Origin of the sequence: Bradyrhizobium sp. CCBAU 45389, assembly GCF_028128625.1 — a bacterium.
GTDB lineage: Bacteria > Pseudomonadota > Alphaproteobacteria > Rhizobiales > Xanthobacteraceae > Bradyrhizobium > Bradyrhizobium liaoningense_B.
In genome coordinates this window covers 1-16,256 of record NZ_LBIY01000066.1, presented here as the reverse complement: position 1 = coordinate 16,256, position 16,256 = coordinate 1, and the positions used below count along the sequence as shown (strand labels likewise).

Below are 16,256 nucleotides of genomic sequence, written 5' to 3'. Positions count from 1 at the left end.
TTCTCGAAACCGGGACGCGCGGTGCCGCCACCAGAGCGACCGAGTTCGTCGTCGATTACGGCCACCTCGCTCCAGCCCAGCTGCCGGGCAAGGTCGGCCAAGCCGTACTAGCGGCGCTCGCTCTCGCGGTTGTTGATGACCTGGTCTGCCGTCGACTGGCGAACGTAGACGACGGCCCGGCGAGCAAGGTGCTCAGGCGTGATATTGCTCACCGCCGTCCTCCCGGTTTCACGTCATGTGCCTCGACTGCGCTGTCGGTGAGCGCTTCGGTCATAACAGCTCCAGCATTTGCTGTTGGGCTTCGATTGGAATGCTGCTGTATGTCGGATGGCTCTCAAGCAGATCCCCCTGACGACGTGATGCGTCCGCCATGACGGCCTCCTCGCGAGTTGGACGATTCCCTGGAAGAGGAGGCTAAGAGCGCGTCGACAACAAGACGCGCCTCCAGTAGACGATCCACCGGAAGCTGCGGATCAGCTTTGAGATGGAAGGAAGCGGCGGCGGGAGCCGCCATCCATGCCGGCAGCAGCGTTGCGGTGGCGTCAGGTTGTCTGATAACAAAATGCGTCTCACCCCCAAGCCGCTTGCAGGAGACAATGACGACTGACGCTCCGCAGCGCGGATGGAACGGGTAAAGGATCTCCAGCTCAGATCCCAGACACCCGGCATTATGACGCTGGTCCGCCAGGCGTCGGCAAGACGCACCTGTCGATTGCTCTCGGGCGAGAGGCGATCCTGGCCGGGTACACGGTGCAGTTCACCACGGCAAAGACGCTGGTCGCGGGCCTCGCCAAGGCGCACGGCGAGCGGCATCTGGACGAAAAACTGCTCGCGCTGTCGAAGCCAAAGCTACTAATCGTCGACGAACTCGACTACCTGCCCCTGAACCCGACGCTGCGCATCTGTTCTTCCGGCTGGTCAGTCGCCGTTACGAAACCGGCGCCATGCTGATCACGTCGAACCGCAGCGTTGCCGAATGGGGCACCGTGTTTGCCGAGCCGATGATTTCATGATGCCTCCTTCCTCGAACGCTTGGTGCGTCGTACTCGATTACCAAGCTGACGGATTTGGTCGTCTGAGAGCTCGATCTGCCATGGCTGGCCTTTGGCTAACTGACGACCTACCAACAATCCCCGCGCGAGATAGTCGAACACCGTTTGCGGGGTTACGCCGAGCCGAGCCGCTGCGCCCTGAATTGAGAAACTACCGTCGGGCCAACGCATCGAATTCTTGTCCACGCCGTTGATCTTGACGGTGGGAATGCCCCAGCGGGTCCGCAACAGCCAGACATTCTCGCCTTTGAAGGGGCAGCCTCGGGCCGCGACGAAGCCTTCCTGATTGAGTATTGCCGCGATCTCGCCGTCCATTTTGTGTTCAGCGTTCAACTCGACGATCCGTTGCCGCAATCGATCAACGTCGATGTAATCGCGGTAGGTGTGAACATGCCGTTGCACGTGATGCTCGCTGGTTGCACCGGTCCGCCACACGATCTTGAACCATACCTGACCTCGGGTCCGCTTCTGATCAAGGCGGATCACAAATCGCAGAATGCGCTTGCGATCGGCTGCCGACGTGGTGGCCGCGTTCCAAATCCGCGGCAGATTCTCGCCGAGCGCTTGTAGCCCTGCGCATTCCGTCGGACCAATCAGAAGCGGCTCTTGCACGCGCCAACGCGCATGCTCCTGCTCGACCGCCTCGACGACACGCAGCCTCTCTTCCCAAGCCCGCTCAAGTGAGCGCGCCACAAGACGGTTCTCGGGCTCTACGGCGTCATACTGGCGCCGAGCGCGCTCGGCCTCGTAGCGGGCGCGCTCCACCCGAAGCGCCCACTGGCGCTCGAGCTGGCGGCTCTCCTGCTCCAGTTGGCCCGCGGCTGCGAGTGCGATCTCAATCTGATCCGGCACCAGGGCATCAAGGACTATCCGCTCAACCAGCGTGTCAACCGCCAAGGCTCGGATTTCCTGGCACATTGCACTGCCTTGCTGGTCCCGATCCGAGCGGCAGCAATAGACCGGATAGTCGGCATTCGGGCCCGTGTAGCGCATGCTCATGCGCCGTCCACAACGACCGCAGACCGCAATTCCCTGTAACAGGGCTGCCCCCTTGCGCGGTACGCCAGAATGTCCTGCCTCATAGCGGCAGACGTTATCTGCCAGTCGCCCCTGGTTGGCCATGAACTCCTCCCAGCTGATATAGCCTGGGTGAGCGGCGTGGAGGCAAACCGCCCAATCGCCGATCGCTACCTTGACCGTTCCCGTCAGCGATCCCGGCCGGCATCGGCTCGGATCCTTTTGCCGGCGGCCATAAACATACGCCCCAGCGTAGGCCGGATTCTGAAGGATATTAAGGACGCGTGCACTATCTGGCGCACGCCAGACGATCTCGTGTGGAGATGGTCCAAGCAGCGGTCGAACCGGCAAGGACAATCCGTTCCGGTCCAGGTACCGTATCACACGGCGAGCGCTTTGCAGTTCCCGGAATTTGGCAAACACGAGATGAAGACGGGCCTGCACCTCCTCATCAGGATTGAGAACAATTGTGCCCGCTCGATCATAGGCGAGCCCGCCTGGCAGCGGCAGCCGCAGTTCGCCCCGCGCCGCCTTCTGGCGTTCGCCTTGGTGAAGGCGCATCCGAAGCTGATGCAACTCCGCCTCGCTCATGATGCCGGACAAGCCCAGCAGCAGGCGGTCGTGATAGCCGCGCGGATCGTAAAGCCGTTCGCCATCCGCAATGACCACGCCGAACACCGAGCACAGTTCGAGAAGCTGATGCCAGTCCCGGTTATTGCGGGCGAGGCGAGAAGCGTCGAGGCTCACCACCAGACCGGCGTTGCCAAGGCCGATCTCGGCAATGAGCTTCTGGAAACCATGACGATCCACGCCGCCAGCACCGGATTTGCCCAGATCCTCGTCAATCACCTGGACGCGCTCAGGCGGCCAGCCCAGACCGATGGCGCGATCGACGAGGCGGTACTGCAGCTCCGTGCTCTCCTGATGCTGGCGCACCTGGTTCACGGATGACTGCCGCACGTAGACATAGGCCAACTTGGCCCGGTGTGCGGTCGTGAGCCGCTCGTCAGCGACGGTCGAACTGATCAGCACGACCCAGTCCCCTTGCGGGCGTGCCGGGGATCGCCTGCATTCGCCGCATCAGCGCGGCGATCGTTTGAGCAATCTGGGTTTGCGTCGCGGTCGACAGATTCGGCCACAGGCGCGGAATGTCGGCCGTCGGACGGCCGGGTGGATTTGCCAACGTTGGCAGGGGTCGATACGCAACACGACCCGGGAGTGGTCGGTGGGTCATCGCGAATCACCTTCTCGTCGAGAAGGCTCAGACTCGCTCTCAAATGTTGCATCAATGGGATCAGCGTGCGTACACTGATGCGCGGCAGATCGGCCGCGTTCGGGCGGGAAGCGATCGACGTCTCGGCAAGGTCCGTCGACGCGATCCGAACCCCCCGCCGCCGTCCGTCCGGCAGCGCGACAACGACGTAGGCGGGACCGCGCCCCGACCGCTCCTTCAGCACCTCAAGCCTGTGCCCGAACAAAAAATGATGCGGGTCGGTGATCGTGACGTGAGACACGACCCGTTCCAAAATAGAGGTACTCTGCCGTGTTCGGCGATCCCGTGGTCGCCACCGCGATCCTCGACCGGCTCCTGCACCACAGCCACGTGCTGACGATCCGCGGCGACAGCTACCGACTCCGCGCCAAGAGTGGCCTCATCAAACCGCCGACCGCCGGTGACGGCCGTCCGGTCGGCTCCGCCTCCCTCCGTCCCGTCACCGGCGGAAGCGACCATCAAACGTCCGATGGTGGGGGCAGTTCTTCATGACGAAAAGGGGGCAGTTCCGGATGGCGTTCGATAGACTATGCTCAAGGTTGAACCCGGGCCAACTCAGCATCAAGGGCGGATAGATCCCTACCCATTCTGGGGAGGTCTTCGCTACATTGCCTTCTGATATGCTGCCCCGGCGACTACAGTTTTCCAAGACAGAACGAAACAACATGACTCACCACGTGGATCTCGGACCTGGTGTGGCAAGCATACCAGCGCCAAGAAATCTTCCAAACCGTTCCGATCAGGGAGTGAGTTGGAACAAGACCTATGAAGCCATCAACGCTTGTGGCCAAAAACCTCTTTTACGAGAATTACTCGCGCAACTACGCCAGCCTGCTGTCTTTCCCACTATGGCAAGGATCGCGGCGGATACAACTGACCTGGGCGTCAACTTCGACGACGGCACGACAGCAACGTTTTCGCTCGATAGCGCTAACGCCGTTGTGCGAGCGATCGACACGCCTGACGATCAATCAAGGCACGAAAGCTCTCGCGCGATCCCAAGTTGCGTTGTTTAGTAGGTCGACGGCGGCAGCGTCTTGGTATCCAGTCGCGTTGCCTTGATCCGACAATCGCGAATCGCGGCGATGATGCGCCGAGAGCTGTTGGACACAAGAACATCAAGGAGCGCGGACAACATGCGATAATTGGAAAGCTGCTGTACTACGCATATGAGTCTCGCAGACGAAAGCTCTCTCTGCCGGTGACCGCGGACACGACGTTGGCAATGGAGGTTTCGCACTTAGCATGTGTTTTGACCAAGAAACTTACGAGAACCGCTCAATACGAGACGAGGTGATGATTCCTTGCCTAGTCTGGACCTCGACGCGCGACACTTGGCTAGCTGTTTGCTCGTGCCGGAGCCCGGTTCAGGCAGCCATCGCCCGATGTTCGCCATGCCCTGACTTCTTCGCACTTGCAATCTCAAAGGCGTCCTCATGTCATTCCCTTCGCGGACGGTTGCAGGCTGCCGAACCGTGTCGACCTTGAGAACGTCGGAGCTTCCTTTGGGAAGGGCGGGGCGGGTTCCAGATAGGGCGTGGAAGCGCAGAAGCCCGCCAGGAATATGTAGATCCAAGCATTGCCGACCAAGGAGCCTTCGTCCGAAGTGGCCGTCAACGTCAGCCGTCTGAGACAGGCGGAGATCTCGGAAGGGAAACCAAATGCACCCGGCGGGTCCCCGTCGGTGCATCCATTCCGCTCACCGTCAGACGCGTCGATGCCATGCTCCTCCTTGGAAGGCCAATGCCAAAACAGAGCCCCGAAAACGACATCATGACAGAGGAATCAGATATCAGATCTGCGAACGCAAACATTCGTGCAAGCACTGTCTGGACCATTGTGCTCGGCTTTGCCGCGGATCCGTTGATGCGTTGGAGTTGGCCTGACCCAAGGCAATACCTTAGGAGCATGCCTCAGTTCATTGACGCCTGTGGGGGCCGAGCATTTGCACATGGCACAGCCTACGTCGCGGGAGAGATTCGTGGCGCGGCCCTGTGGCTGCCTCCCAACGTGCAGCAAGATGAGGAGGCATTGGATGCAATCATGGCGCTATCCCTGCGCCCGGAGATTACCGAGGATATGGCACACTTGCGGCGGAGAATGGCCGAACATCGTCCCCACGAGCCACATTGGTATCTGCCACTCATTGCCGTCGATCCGAACTGGGTCGGAAAAGGGCTTGGCACGTTGCTGATGAACTACGCCCTTCAACGATGCGATGAGGACGGCATTGTTGCCTACCTCGAAAGCTCGAACCCTGAAAACATTCCCTTTTACCAACGTCACGGCTTCAAGGTCGTTGGTGAGATACAACACGGTTCTTCGCCGCCGCTCACGCCAATGTTGCGAACGGCTTCATTCCGACCCAGCAAGGCCGCGCCGCCGGATCGGCTCGTCACCCAGACTCAAGCATAGCTCCGCCTCATCCCGTTAGGATTGATTGCCAATAACCTGACATGACCGCGTTCGGTCAGGACGGCTTATGTTCGCGGCCAGACAACTGAGCACGTGAGACGGCTCGCCCGGCCTGCGAAAAGCATACGAATCGCCTCTTCGGCAAAGTTGGCACGTCTGATGTGAGAGCTGGCGGGGTCAAATCCACTAAGCGTGGGACATTGCCACGGGCGGCTGCATCGATTGCGGTCGGGCTCCAGACAATTTCTGATCTAAGGGCCACAGAAAGCGATGAATGGCGAGACGCGTATGGCTACCGAAACCCGATCCGGCCCAACTCAATTCGCGGACCGCGAACCGATCGATGCCAACATTCAGGATGTCCAGGGTTGCTGTTCCCCTGTTGGAGAATTTGCGACGCCACTTCCAAAGGCTTGAGCACATCTTGGCCGATCGCAGGCGCTGGGTCGTCGAGCGCACCTTTGCGTGGCTCGGCAGATGTGGGCATCTCTGCAAAGACTTCGAAGGTTCCGCCGCTACCGAGCTCGCCTGGCCGCTCGTCGCCCATCTGAGGCTCCTAACTCGCCGATTGGCCAGGCCTTGAGACATCTATGCTTTTTGAGTGAGGCTCTCAGGACAGGCGCTCGGCGAATTTCGAACCTCGACCTCGGGGCTGCTCCAACTGGTTAACTTGACTGTGCCGTCTTGACGAGTCTGGGCAACGGCTTCTATATGTGGTGTCGTCGTGGTTTTCAATTCGCATATATGGTGGCACGGAGTTAGGGGGAACCCATTGCGTCGGCAGCGGCTATTCCGAGGCATTAGCGCGACAGCGCTGGGAAGGCCGACAGCCGCAGCGACCCGCGAGCCAGGAAACCTACCGCGACAGAACCCATGTCCTCGGGCGGGGTGCCCGGTGGGTCGCTTGCAGCCGGGGACATTGGCCCGGTCTCCTCGCAAGTCGTCCGCACGGTCCCAGCCCCCAAATATCACGGGGTTGCCGATGTCGGCGTCTTACGATTTCGATCAGTATGGTCATCTCATTGAGCTGCCGAGTGTGCGGCAGCCCCCAGCGCAGGCAAAGCCTACCACACCTGAACTGTGTCTTGTGCAGCCCCCAGCATTGCCGGCTCCCCTGCCGAGGCCCCCCGCGCGATCGCCAACTCCGTCTGACCTTTCGCTCGATCGGTCGCGCGACGACCTGCTGACCTCGTTTGGTAGGCTGACGCTGACCGACCGCTATCTGCTCGCCGGCGAAGGCCTCCAGGACATGTTCGCCCGAGTGTCTTGCGCCTTCGCGGACAATGTTGCGCATGCCCAACGTCTATATGATGCGATGTCTCGGCTGTGGTTCATGCCGGCCACACCGGTGCTCTCCAACGGCGGCACGACGCGCGGCCTTCCGATCTCGTGCTTCCTTAACTCAGTGTCGGACTCGCTCGAAGGCATCGTCGGCACCTGGAACGAGAACGTCTGGCTTGCTTCCAATGGCGGCGGCATCGGCACCTACTGGGGTAATGTTCGCTCAATCGGCGAGAAGGCGAGGGGCGGCGTCACCTCGGGCATCATCCCGTTCATCCACGTCACGGACGGCCTCACGCTGGCGATCAGCCAGGGCTCGTTGCGGCGCGGCTCGGCGGCGGTCTATCTCGATATCCACCATCCCGAGATCGAGGAGTTCCTCGAGATCCGCAAGGCGTCTGGTGACTTCAACCGCAAGAGCCTCAACCTACATCACGGCATCAACGTCACCGACGAGTTCATGTGTGCCGTGGGCGCCGGCACCGCATTCGCTCTGCGCAGCCCGAAGACTAACGAGGTCGTCCGCGAGATCGATGCCCGCCAGCTGTGGCAACGCATCCTTGAGAACCGGCTGCAGACCGGCGAGCCTTATCTCTTGTTCATCGACACCGTGAACCGTGCGCTCCCCAAGCACCAGCGCGAGCTCGGCCTCAAGGTCTCGACCTCCAACCTGTGCAGCGAGATTACCCTGTCGACCGGCATCGATCATCGCGGCGAGGAGCGCACCGCGGTGTGCTGCCTGTCGTCGCTCAACCTCGAGACCTGGGACCAGTGGAATGAGGAGCCCGGCTTCATCGAGGACGTCATGCGCTTCCTAGACAACGTGCTCACGCACTTCATCACGGTGGCGCCGGACGGAATGAAGCGTGCCCGCTACGCCGCCCTGCGCGAGCGCTCCGTTGGCCTCGGCGTCATGGGCTTCCACTCGTTTCTCCAGGCCAAGGGCATTCCAATGGAGGGTACCCTGGCCAAGTCATTCAATCTGAACATGTTCCGAAAACTCCGTCGCGATGCCGATGCGGCATCCGTGGCGCTCGCTCGCGAGCGTGGCCCGTGCCCGGATGCCCTGGAACGCGGCGTGATGGCGCGCTTCAGCCACAAGATCGCAATCGCGCCGACCGCCTCGATCAGCATCATCTGCGGCGGCACCAGCGCCTGCACTGAGCCGATCCCGGCCAACATCTACACCCACAAGACGCTATCCGGCGCCATCTCGGTGCGCAATCCGCACCTCGCTAAGGTGCTGGCCGCGAAAGGCGCCGACACCTCGGCGACCTGGGAGTCGATCATCGCGCACGACGGATCGGTCGCCCATCTCGACATCCTGTCGGAGCACGAGAAAGCGATCTTTCGCACCGCCTTCGAGATCGACCAGCGCTGGATCGTCGAGCTTGCCGCCGACCGCGCCGCGTTGATTTGCCAGAGCCAGTCGATCAACCTCTATCTGCCGGCCGACGTCGATAAGTGGGACCTCCACATGCTGCACTGGACGGCGTGGAAGCGTGGGGTGAAGAGCCTCTACTACTGTCGATCAAAGTCGATCTCGCGCGCGGCGTTCGCCGGCAAGATTGCCGGGGATGCAACGCCGACGCAGCAGCCGGCGCGGCAGCGCACCGACTATGAGGAGTGCCTCGCATGTCAGTGATCGATCTGTCGCGCGCCGATCCGCGCACGTTGATCGGCAAGGGACGCGTCGGCCTCCTTGACTCGGCCGGCAGCTACGACGTCGATCGCTATGCCTGGGCTTACGAGTTCTGGAAGCGCCAGCAGCAGACCCACTGGATGGGCGAGGAGGTGCCGCTCGGCGCCGACCTCAACGACTGGGCTTCGGACCGCGTCACCGACAGCGAGCGCGCGCTGCTCACCCAGATCTTCCGTTTCTTCACTCAGTCGGACATCGAGGTCGGCGACAACTATTTCAAGCGGTACATTCCGATCTTCCAGCCACTCACCGTCCAGATGATGATGGCCGCTTTCACTAACATGGAGACGGTTCATATCGACGCCTATGCCCTGCTGCTCAAGACGCTCGGTATGCCTAAGACCGAGTTCGAGGCATTCCGCGGCTATGCACAGATGCGCGCCAAGGCGGACTACATGCACGAGTTCGGCGTCGACAGCGTGGCGGATGTCGCCCGTACCCTGGCGATGTTCGGCGCCTTCACCGAAGGCATGGCCTTGTTCGCCAGCTTCGCCATGCTGCTCAACTTCCCACGCCACAACAAAATGAACGGCATGGGACAGATCGTAAGCTGGTCAGTGCGCGACGAGAGTCTCCACTGCGAGGGCATCATCAAGCTATTTCACGAATGGCACCGCGAAACCGGCGCGGTGACGCGCCCCGTCCGCGACGACATTGTCGACGTAGCCAAGACCATGGTGAAGCTGGAGGAGAACTTCGTCGAGCTCGCCTTCGGCCTTGGCAAGATCGAGGGCATGCTGCCTGAGCATATCCACGCCTACGTCCGCTACGTCGCCGACTGGCGACTGGCCCAACTCCGGATTGCCCCGGTCTTCGGCTTCTTCGAGGCGAAGGAGGGCGGGTTCACCCAGCTCAAGGCGCATCCGCTGCCGTGGCTCGTCGAGATTCTCAATGGCGTCGAGCACGCCAATTTCTTCGAGCAGCGCGCCACGGAGTACTCCAAGGCGGCGAGCCGCGGCAGCTGGGACGGCGAAGACGGGGTGTGGGCGACTTTCGGCCGTATCTAGCCCATTTTATTCATGCTAGCGGCATTGACAGCGGCAGGCGCCGGTAGTCGTCGCCGTCACCCGCCAGCATGACAAAGGCATACAACCGGACCTCCTCATCGTGGCGTCTTGATTGCAGCGCGACAAAACCGGACACACAGATGGTTTGTTGGGTTAAGCCGGTACATGCGCCCCATTGCTGATGGCGGCTAGGGTTTACAGTATTTCCGCAGGTCGGTGAGGTGGGTCTCGTCAACCACCTTCATGAAGTCAATCAGCGCAACACGGCTACGCCCTTGAGCAGACGAATGTTCTCAATGATCGCCACGGCCGCCCCCCTCGTAGGGCTAGAGGGGATTACTATCACGCAATCGGAAGTTGTAAAGAGGGGCAACCCTGTCAAAGCGGGGCATCTTCATTGCAGCCCGGTCGGATCAGGCAAACCGATTTGTTCTTCATCCCCCTTCGCGCTTGATTTCGTCGCCGACCCACTGGCGGTCTTCCTCGGCCGTGGCTTCGCGGAGGTGATCTACTACGAGCAGACGCTGGCAATGCGGCTCGGATGACAGCCGCGTTTCTGCCCTAACACAAGAGTTCCGCTTCAGCGCTGCCGATCCACCTCTCGAGATTTTGCATCCGCTCTCCGAGGCGCTCCCAATTGATCCGCGCCAGCGGGGGTTCGGCAGGCTGATCGGGCGCAGAGATCGACAGCGACGATGACGCAAGCCATCACGTCGTCGACGTTATGTCCCACCCTCGCACGAGCGCCGCTTCGACCGCTCGTCGGCCTTTCGTCCGAGGTGGCCAGTGCGGCCTCGACCTGGTCGACCAAGTCGTAGCACGAAGGTGCGCCCGGCTCGCATTTCAGTGCGCTGCCTGTGCGATGAGCGTGCTGCGGCCGACCGGAACGATTGTAATCGATGACCTGTGTCTCCCTAAGCGAGGGCCGGGTTAACTACGACGGTCGACAAAACTATTTTTTGCCTCATCATTCTCCGACGGCCGGAAAGCCGACGGTGATGCAGGTGGAGGCACGGGGCCGGGAAATCGGCGCAGCCAGCCACTAAGCGGCTGGCGTTCGACCACGGCAGCACGCTTGAGTTCGCCGCGATCTTCGCCGTGGCGCTGCGTCATAACCAGATCAGCCAGATTCCTTTGAACCACGCCTAACCAGCTCGAGCCGATGTACCGACAAGAAGCCGATAGCGCCATTGATGCGAGTCCCTGTTGCCAAGGTTTCTATGCCGCGATGCGGCTCAGGATATTGGTGCGAACCCGCGTCATTTTGGCGAAGATCGATCAATAGGTCGTGGCGATCACGCCACCCCACCGGTAGTTCACACGGACCAAGCCGATATCGACGTCCTGACCGATACGGGCAGTCCCTGCAAAAGTGCCCACCGGAACACCCACGAGTCCGGGTGAAAAAAAGAAATCCACATCCCGACGACCCATGAACAGGTGGTCGTATTCAACGCCGATGGACCAGTTCGGAGCAAAGCCAAATTCAAGGCCCGCCCCTACCGTGCCGCCCCAACGAGTTTCGCTGCCGTTGTCGATAGTGAGCCCGGTCGCAAAATCGGAGACCCGGTATTTGTCACGGACGACTGCAGCCCCACCTCTTACATAGAGCAGCACGTTATTCCAGGCATAGCCGACTTGGCCCGTGAACAGGCCGAATGCATCAAGCGTGGAGTCATCCCGGACGCCTGCGAAAGCAAGGTTCGCGTTGGAGCCCTTGAAATCGGCCCAATTGCCCTGCGCCTCCAGACCGAACACCGAGTTCGCTATTTGCCAGCGGTAGCCGATTTGACCGCCGACCGTGCCTCCCGTCGCATGATGGCACCCCATGCCAACGGGCGGAGCGACGACCACGCCGCCGGCGTTGACCACGTCCCAGCACTGATGCGCAGAGCCGCCACCGCCATTGATGCCGACGTAGAAGCCGCTCCAATCATAGATCGGAATGACCACCGGAGGCGCTTTGACGTAGGAGCGCGCAGCCAGATCAGCGGCTGCGACAGGCGCGGCCAGCGCGATGAGGGCTACGGTGCCCGCCAGCAATTTTTTCATTCTTCTGAACCCCAGTTTCGAATTCGACGCCCCCGACGGGGTATTGACGACGATTGGCACGTTTCCGCCACCTCCATCAACTGCAAGGGTTGGTAGTTGACGGGGTCGCAAGCGCCGCCTGAGCGGCCGGTCGATGGGCAAAGTGCATGTCGGGTCGGTCGCGGATGCTGTCCGCCGACTGTTGATTAAGTGGCATGACCCGAAAATGTCTAATCGCGGTTACCCCTCCTGCGCGCCCTTCGAGCACATCAGCATGACAAGAGTCAGCCTCGACAGCGAGTCAGTTTCCTGATTGCAGCTGCTCCGCGTGTCCTCGTTCCGGCCGTATCGACCGTTCGTCGGCCATTGGATGCAAGTGTTCCCGCTTACGGCGAAGCTTCGACGGACGAGCCGCATTCCTCCACTTCGTTCCGGGCGGACGATGCATCCGCAGTAAGACGGAGGCGTGTGTAGGGGCCGGCGATAAGGCTCGGCGGCGCCGCATCGAGTTAAGAGTCCAGAATTTCTTGCTGCGGCTGGCCTTCTCGATCACGGGCTGTACCCTCGTCGATACATGAAATTTGAGCTGCGAAACGGGCCGAGCGACATCCCGAGAACTGGCTATTCCAGGAGCTCTCACAGAACTCCCAGCCGAGTTCGGGATTGAACGACCGCGCTCGGAGCGGCCGACTACGGCACCTCCCTGAGACCCGAGATGTTGATCTGGAGACGCCATCGGAAGTATCCCAGCACCAAGCAGGCCTTGTTCAAGACCATGAAGTTCAGATCGCAAGCCGCCACGCCATCGGCCAGCACTTGGCTCTGCCAGAAATGGTCGTCGATGCTTTGGTTGCCCGGCTGCAACAAATTCTCGAAGTTGGGCGTCGCGACGGTCAAGGCTCGGCGCTGGACAAGCTCAAAGGGGGAAAGGACATCAGCGTGTTCCTGCGCGATCCCATAAAACACGACGATATGCTCTCCTCTCAAGGCCAGGGCATTTCCACGGATGCGCAGATGGACGCCAGGCCTGACGGCCAGATCGAGATGGCCGTCATTGCTCCCGAGTGGCCCGCCATCGCGCGCGGCCAGGACATAGAGATGCTCACTGTCGACGCGTACGGGCGCATCGGGCGAGAGACTGACATTCGGATACCGTGACAGCAGCGTCTCGGCGTCGACGATGATGAGAACGGCAACGTGAGACTCGGAGCGCTGGCTCTTGGTTGAGGGTCTGTCTTTGGCCATTGCTGTTTCCCTTTCTCCCGACCGTGGGATGCTCGGCAACCGCGGAGCTTGCCAAGTGCTTGGGCCGACCGAACTGGATGGTGCTGACGGCGGATCGGTCCCATTCGAGAGCGACGCGAAAAAAGCGACAGCTGTCGAGAAGGCCGATCCGCCAGGGACGACGGGTGAGGTCGGCACGCCTCCGGACCATATCATGCCACCTCGGAGTCGAGGGTGGTTGGGATCATGGCCGTTCCCCGCTGCGCGGTTCCTTCGACGCCTTGATGATCATCCGCATCAATTGTGGATGCTGATGAACGGATCCCACGAAAAGTATCCCAGCGCGCTGCAATTGCGATCGACGACCATGAAGTTGAAATGGTAGGTAACTCGTCCGATAGCCAAAGTTTCCGAGGACCAATAGTAATTGGCGATCGTCTGACATGTCGGCACGGACGGATTGCTAGGATTGGGATGCGCGAACGAGGCCTCCGCCTTCCGCGGGGTCGGCGTCGAGATCAGCTCGTTCCCTACGTTTCCGATGAAGCGGTAGAAGATCACTGACTTCTCGAATCCAAGGGAGAGGCTGGTCTCGCGCCAACGAATCAAATCCCCGACCTGGGCCTTCAGGTCGAGCTCGCCGCCCGCTTGCCCACTGATCACGTTGTCCTGATTTGTGAGCATGTAGACATGGCGGAAATCAATGAGAGTGGGGCTGTCCGGTCTTTTGCTCGGATTCGAGTACTTCTGAAGAATGGATTCCGTATCAAAGGCAACAAGAACGTCTGTGACTCTGGACATGATGCTTCTCCATTGCAAAGAGGAATGTTCGGCTTTCGCCGAGCTCAACCCATCGCCGTAGACCATTGCGATGGCTGATAACGCCGTTTGTTGGATTGCGCTGCTTCGACCGGTTCATCAGGATTTGGCTGCGGCCGCCGAGTAGGCTTGAGCTTTCGTGAGCGGCCCATTCGCGTGATCATAGGATGATTTCTCCTCAGGCCGCGCGCATTGCAGGAGACCTGCATTTGCAATGCGGACCGCGATAATTTCCCGAGAGCAATCAGCCATCCGGCCCACAACTGTTTCCTCTTTCCCGCACTCGATAGGGGGCTCGTTCACCACAGGCACTATGCAACACGGGCAGAAGCCTCACGATATCGAGGGCGTCGTCACTCCCCATCTCGATTCTGGAGCGCTCAGCCATGGGAGTACTGTAACCAGTGGCTCCGAGGAGGGTAATGTATCGGATGGATGACAGCTTTCGGTCTTCGTGTTTGTCCAACTCCGTCGTGTGGGCGCGCATACCACCCCCTCGAGAATGCAGTTAGGCCAATCGCCGCCACGCGCAAGATGTTTATGTTGTCGCGTTCCTGCGCGTCGGACTTAAGACGTTTGGCGGCAAGCTGCCACAAACGGCCGCGATTTCACGATCGCGTCACGAAGAAGCTAGTTCGCTCTCGACGCGCGGCTCGCAAAACGTGGCACGCCAATTGCTCGGCCTACGACACCGCCTCGCCGGGCTTAGTATGTGGTCCTCCCGCGTCCCGGGATGCGGTCCAAGCCCGAAGAGAGGAGGTCACGATGCGGATGGCACCCAGCAGGCGAGCATATAGATTGATGGGCACACTGAGTCGGCTGCTCGCAACGACCCGCAAGCTCAACCCTAATCGCAACAAAGCGATGGCTAGGCGCGCCATGCTGCGGCGCAGCTTTGGCACCGGAGACCTCCATGACAAGTTCGTCTGATATCGCGCGGCTTCGAGCTAGTCCGGGCACCGCTTCGCTAACGAAGTGGGGTTGGGTTTTCGCCCTCGGCGTAGTTTATCTGATCACTGGCTTCGTGGCGCTTGGTAGCGTTGCGCTCGCGACGGTGGCGAGTGTGGTGCTAGTTGGCGTGATGATGATCGTCGCCGGCGTTGCCGAAACGATCAATGCTTTCCAGGTTAAGACCTGGGGCAAGTTCCTGCTATGTGCTCTTTTGGGTGCGCTCTACATCGTCGCGGGGCTTGTGACATTTGATAATCCTACGCTCGCCGCTGTGCTGCTTACGCTGGCGCTCGGCGCATCGCTGGTCGCCGCCGGCATCATGCGCCTGATCCTGGCGTTCAGCATCAAACGCGCAACGCCCCGGTCCTGGCTGGCGATATCCGGCGTCATTACTCTGCTGATTGGATCGTTGATCTTAGCGCGTTGGCCGATAAACAGTGTTTATATTCTGGGCCTGTTTCTCGGCGCCGATCTCATCGTGGCGGGCGCGAGCTGGATTGGAGTCAGCTTCGGCCTACGCCGCAGTCCCATCGTGAAGTCACGATCGTCGACGTAATTGCCGGGCGCCCTTGGTTTCGAAGGAGAAAGACATGCACGAAAATAACAGCTTGGAGCGTGCAGCCTCACCCGCTGAGACTGCATTTGCGAAACATCATCGCGCAATCTTCCCCTTACTTCTGTTCGCAACTCTACTGACGTGGGACGGCCTTCGCGCGCAAGAAGTGCTGAGCAATACAAAGGCCGTGACTAAGGAATTCGGCAGCGTTTCCACTTTTGATATCAAATTCGCATCCGTTTCAGATGGTTTTATCAAGATCTACGCGAGTGGCCATATCTCATCACAGGGCAAAGACCATCGTCTGGTATTGAGAATCAACGGTGACGCGGGAAGCTGTCAAAGCTACGTCCTGATGAGCGGTCACGCCAGCGCAGGTGAATGGGACAATTCCGGCATCTATCTTGGCCGAGTGGGTTGGGGACAAGACGCAGATTTCTCAACGGAGATCACTATTGCAGCTAATTGGAAAAGTCAGAAGATTAACGCTGCTGCGCTAACGAACTTCTCGCTCGGCAACAATCTCATACTTGGATATGAAGCTCACGGTTTCTATGTCTCCAGTCAGCCTGTCACGAGTGCGGTAGTTCAGTTCACCGATAACGCTGTGGCAAGCGGCTTGGCCCACGCCTACCTTTACTGAATCGAATATACTCACGCCAAATCACAGCGACAGATCAATCGCTTCCGAATTCTTCACGGGCGAATCGAGACCGCGATCATCGAACGCTCTGTCGAGAAGCTGGCGACGCCAGCTAAGCAGATGATTGCCAGAGCACTATGCGGTCAGAAACGGCCCGTACTCTACTTCCGCCGCAAGCTCTGCGATCTCCGTCTCAAACGATGTTTTGGTCGACCGTTAAGAAGCCGGATTGAGCTGAGCTAGACAGTTGAGCGAGCGCCAGAGCGAGACCAACAATAGGCGCAA

The 16,256-nt window shown here is 60.2% G+C and carries 12 protein-coding genes, 4 pseudogenes and 1 riboswitch; of the genes and pseudogenes, 10 read left to right on the top strand and 6 right to left on the bottom strand.

Features of this window, described 5'->3' with window-relative positions; genetic code table 11:
- Window positions 1–212, bottom strand: a pseudogene (locus XH79_RS43245) (recombinase family protein); the annotation flags it as partial.
- Window positions 213–678: 466 nt separating this feature from the next.
- Here XH79_RS43245 and XH79_RS43100 point away from each other — a divergent pair.
- Window positions 679–1,010 (top strand): annotated as a pseudogene (locus XH79_RS43100) (ATP-binding protein); the annotation flags it as partial.
- Here the strand turns inward: XH79_RS43100 and XH79_RS43240 are convergent.
- Window positions 1,008–3,101 carry a recombinase family protein gene (locus tag XH79_RS43240; protein ID WP_271581304.1) on the bottom strand — a complete coding sequence of 698 codons (2,094 nt, stop codon included), beginning with the start codon at window positions 3,099–3,101 and terminating at the stop codon, window positions 1,008–1,010. The pseudogene XH79_RS43100 and the gene XH79_RS43240 sit on opposite strands and share 3 nt — an antisense overlap.
- On the bottom strand, window positions 3,095–3,583 hold the full coding sequence (locus XH79_RS07890) for a hypothetical protein (protein WP_271581303.1): 489 nt from the start codon (window positions 3,581–3,583) through the stop codon (window positions 3,095–3,097). The genes XH79_RS43240 and XH79_RS07890 overlap by 7 nt, the downstream gene beginning before the upstream one ends.
- Before the next feature lie 20 nt (window positions 3,584–3,603).
- On the opposite strand from XH79_RS07890, the pseudogene XH79_RS07885 reads away from it, so the two are divergent.
- From XH79_RS07885 to XH79_RS07855, 7 genes and pseudogenes are all read left to right on the top strand, one after another.
- Window positions 3,604–3,834 (top strand): annotated as a pseudogene (locus tag XH79_RS07885) (ATP-binding protein); the annotation flags it as partial.
- Between the two features lie 173 nt (window positions 3,835–4,007).
- Window positions 4,008–4,358: a hypothetical protein gene (locus XH79_RS07880; RefSeq protein ID WP_271581302.1), complete on the top strand. Its 351-nt coding sequence runs from the start codon at window positions 4,008–4,010 to the stop codon at window positions 4,356–4,358.
- 757 nt (window positions 4,359–5,115) lie between these two features.
- The gene (locus XH79_RS07875; RefSeq protein WP_043900134.1) at window positions 5,116–5,757 is read left to right on the top strand and encodes a GNAT family N-acetyltransferase; all 642 of its coding nucleotides are present in this window, start codon (window positions 5,116–5,118) and stop codon (window positions 5,755–5,757) included.
- A gap of 436 nt (window positions 5,758–6,193) precedes the next feature.
- Window positions 6,194–6,340 (top strand): annotated as a pseudogene (locus XH79_RS07870) (transposase); the annotation flags it as partial.
- Between the two features lie 125 nt (window positions 6,341–6,465).
- Window positions 6,466–6,635, top strand: a riboswitch (cobalamin riboswitch).
- A gap of 104 nt (window positions 6,636–6,739) precedes the next feature.
- A complete protein-coding gene (locus XH79_RS07865; protein ID WP_271581301.1) occupies window positions 6,740–8,683 on the top strand; it encodes a ribonucleoside-diphosphate reductase subunit alpha in 1,944 nt (647 codons plus the stop codon).
- On the top strand, window positions 8,674–9,747 hold the full coding sequence (locus XH79_RS07860; RefSeq protein WP_271581300.1) for a ribonucleotide-diphosphate reductase subunit beta: 1,074 nt from the start codon (window positions 8,674–8,676) through the stop codon (window positions 9,745–9,747). The genes XH79_RS07865 and XH79_RS07860 overlap by 10 nt, the downstream gene beginning before the upstream one ends.
- Before the next feature lie 296 nt (window positions 9,748–10,043).
- The gene (locus XH79_RS07855; protein WP_271581299.1) at window positions 10,044–10,292 is read left to right on the top strand and encodes a hypothetical protein; all 249 of its coding nucleotides are present in this window, start codon (window positions 10,044–10,046) and stop codon (window positions 10,290–10,292) included.
- A 733-nt stretch (window positions 10,293–11,025) separates the two neighbouring features.
- Here the strand turns inward: XH79_RS07855 and XH79_RS07850 are convergent.
- The 3 genes from XH79_RS07850 to XH79_RS07840 form a co-directional block, all read right to left on the bottom strand.
- Window positions 11,026–11,799, bottom strand: a complete 774-nt coding sequence (locus tag XH79_RS07850) for an outer membrane protein (RefSeq protein ID WP_271581298.1) — start codon at window positions 11,797–11,799, stop codon at window positions 11,026–11,028.
- A 669-nt stretch (window positions 11,800–12,468) separates the two neighbouring features.
- Window positions 12,469–13,023, bottom strand: coding sequence for an AidA/PixA family protein (locus XH79_RS07845; RefSeq protein ID WP_271581297.1), 555 nt, complete (start codon window positions 13,021–13,023; stop codon window positions 12,469–12,471).
- 276 nt (window positions 13,024–13,299) lie between these two features.
- Window positions 13,300–13,803 (bottom strand): inclusion body family protein, encoded by a 504-nt coding sequence (locus tag XH79_RS07840; protein WP_271581296.1) that lies wholly within the window; start codon window positions 13,801–13,803, stop codon window positions 13,300–13,302.
- A gap of 931 nt (window positions 13,804–14,734) precedes the next feature.
- Here XH79_RS07840 and XH79_RS07835 point away from each other — a divergent pair.
- The gene (locus XH79_RS07835) at window positions 14,735–15,328 is read left to right on the top strand and encodes an HdeD family acid-resistance protein (RefSeq protein WP_271581295.1); all 594 of its coding nucleotides are present in this window, start codon (window positions 14,735–14,737) and stop codon (window positions 15,326–15,328) included.
- A 34-nt stretch (window positions 15,329–15,362) separates the two neighbouring features.
- Entirely contained in the window at window positions 15,363–15,971 is a 609-nt protein-coding gene (locus tag XH79_RS07830) for a hypothetical protein (RefSeq protein WP_271581294.1), read from the top strand.
- The last annotated feature ends 285 nt before the right edge of the window (window positions 15,972–16,256 follow it).